Source organism: Vibrio sp. YT-17, assembly GCF_033337375.1.
Lineage (GTDB): Bacteria > Pseudomonadota > Gammaproteobacteria > Enterobacterales > Vibrionaceae > Vibrio > Vibrio alginolyticus.
Window position 1 is genome coordinate 1 of the sequence record NZ_JAWOQP010000055.1, and the last position, 2,325, is coordinate 2,325.

A 2,325-nucleotide genomic window follows, 5' to 3' on the forward strand; every position below is an offset into this window, starting at 1 on the left:
TTCCTCCTTAGCTCAGTTGGTAGAGCGACGGACTGTTAATCCGCAGGTCGCTGGTTCGAGCCCAGCAGGAGGAGCCATATTAGAAGAAGCCGCATCACTTGATGCGGCTTTTTTGTATTAGTTTAAAGCTAAGCTCTCTCCTACTACTCCATAACGAAATAACATAAGCGCTTTGATTATTAAAAACCGCTTACCGCAAGCTAGCTATCGACTCACTAAGTAACCAGAAAATATTAACCACAAACGCGTGTGGCAAATGGTATGCCTTTCAACTAAAAAAAAGCTAGGTAAAAACCTAGCTTTTTAATTCAATCGGCCATCTCTGAAATCAGCTTAAACCACCAAGACAAATATACTTTGTCTCCAGATATTCATCGAGTCCTTGCTTAGCACCTTCCCGTCCAACACCCGACTCTTTAACTCCACCAAATGGAGCCACTTCAGTAGAGATGATCCCTTCATTCACTCCAACCATGCCGTACTCTAAACCTTCACTAAAAGTCACAATACGCTTCAAGCTATTCGTATAGAAATAGCAAGCCAAACCATATTCTGTATCGTTCGCCATTTCGAGAACTTGATAATCATTTTCAAAGGTAACAATAGGCAACACAGGCCCGAATAGCTCTTGCTGAACAATCGACATATTCTGCGTCACACTATCCAAAAGAACGGGCTCCATAAAGCGACCAGGCCGTCTCTGTGGAGAGTTAGCAATAGAGGCTCCTTCTTGTACAGCTTGATCGATCACCGCCTCTAGTCGATGCTTAGAGGCCATCGTAATAACAGGACCTAATGTGACACCTTTCTCTAAACCATTTCCAAGCTTTAGTTTGCTTAACTTCGACAATACTTTATCAATAAAAGCTTGTTTTACATTTTTATGAACATATAGCCGATTGGTACAAACACATGTTTGCCCTGCATTACGGAACTTCGACGCGACAAGCCCTTCCGCAGCCTCATCTAAGTCTGCATCTTCAAACACGATGAAAGGCGCATTACCACCCAACTCCATCGACACCGCCTTGACTGAATCACTGGCTTGCTTCATCAAAATTTTCCCAACGCGCGTAGACCCCGTAAAAGAGATCTTCTGAATCCTAGGATCAGTACTTAGTACTTGACCAAACTCAGCAGCCTGCTCCGACACCACGACAGAAAGCAGTTCTTTAGGGATACCAGCCTGATAAGCTAATTCAACAACAGCAATTGCAGTGAGAGGGGTAAGCTCTGATGGCTTGATCAACATGCCACAACCTGCCGCTAGGGCTGGTGCTGCTTTTCTTGTAATCATCGCAATAGGGAAGTTCCAAGGTGTAATTGCAGCGCATACTCCCACAGGCTGGCGAATTGCAGATAGACGTCTATCTGTCGTGGGGGCAGGAATAACTTCGCCATAAGCACGTTTTGCTTCTTCTGAGAACCACTCGACAAAAGAGGCACCATACATCACTTCCCCTTTGCTCTCAGCTAAAGGTTTACCCTGCTCTAAGGTAATAATCGTGGCTATGTCTTCTGCATTATCAAGAAGTAGTTGATACCACCCCCTCAAACGACGAGAGCGCTCTTTGGCACTTAATTTAGCCCAACGGACTTGCTCCGTTTTGCACTGACCAATGAGATCATCTAACTCATCAAGAGTACTAGGCTTTAACCGAATTAACTCTTGCTCAGTTGCAGGGTTGATGACCACAATTCCCTCTTCGGAAGACCATTGCTTAAATACAGATTTCAGCGTTTCATTTTTTATTTGTTGCATCATCAAACATACTCCTCAAGAACTCCTCTTAGGTTAATCGCTACTAGCAAGTTCAGCAAAGAAAACAAAGTTTTCTAAAAGGCATTAATTTTCGAAAGACTTAGCTCTCTTCCTCACTATATTTCGGGAAATTGCGCAATCCACGCAACGACGGTTTCGCTCTAAATATGGGAGCAATGAATGTTTGAGAAATAAGAAGTAGAAAATTATTGTTTAAGAGAGACGCTAACAAAACACGCAGTACGGAAGACTATTCATTCTATTACGGTTGAGGGCGAGTGTTATAAAGACTCATTGTTCAAATGGCCAATCTTTCAACGAGGACATGATACAAACTCGGAGTAATTGGAAGTGCAGGCAGCAGGCTCATCTTCCTGAGAAACTCATGTGCCAAAAGGGTAAAGAAAGTCGTATTGTCTCGCCTTCAATGTGTAAATGCATTTCTCGGGGACACGACCAAACGAAAAAGCCCCAGTCTTTCGACTAGGGCTTAATATAAGTGGCGGAGTGGACGGGACTCGAACCCGCGACCCCCGGCGTGACAGGCCGGTATTCTAACCAAC

At 44.0% G+C, this 2,325-nt stretch carries 1 protein-coding gene and 1 tRNA gene; one reads left to right on the forward strand and one right to left on the reverse strand.

The window, feature by feature from the left end; all coding sequences use genetic code 11:
* Window position 1 precedes the first annotated feature (1 nt).
* Window positions 2–77: transfer RNA gene (locus R7F67_RS23750), tRNA-Asn, on the forward strand.
* Window positions 78–328: 251 nt separating this feature from the next.
* Here the strand turns inward: R7F67_RS23750 and R7F67_RS23755 are convergent.
* A complete protein-coding gene (locus R7F67_RS23755) occupies window positions 329–1,765 on the reverse strand; it encodes an NAD-dependent succinate-semialdehyde dehydrogenase (protein WP_017635617.1) in 1,437 nt (478 codons plus the stop codon).
* Between the last annotated feature and the right edge of the window lie 560 nt (window positions 1,766–2,325).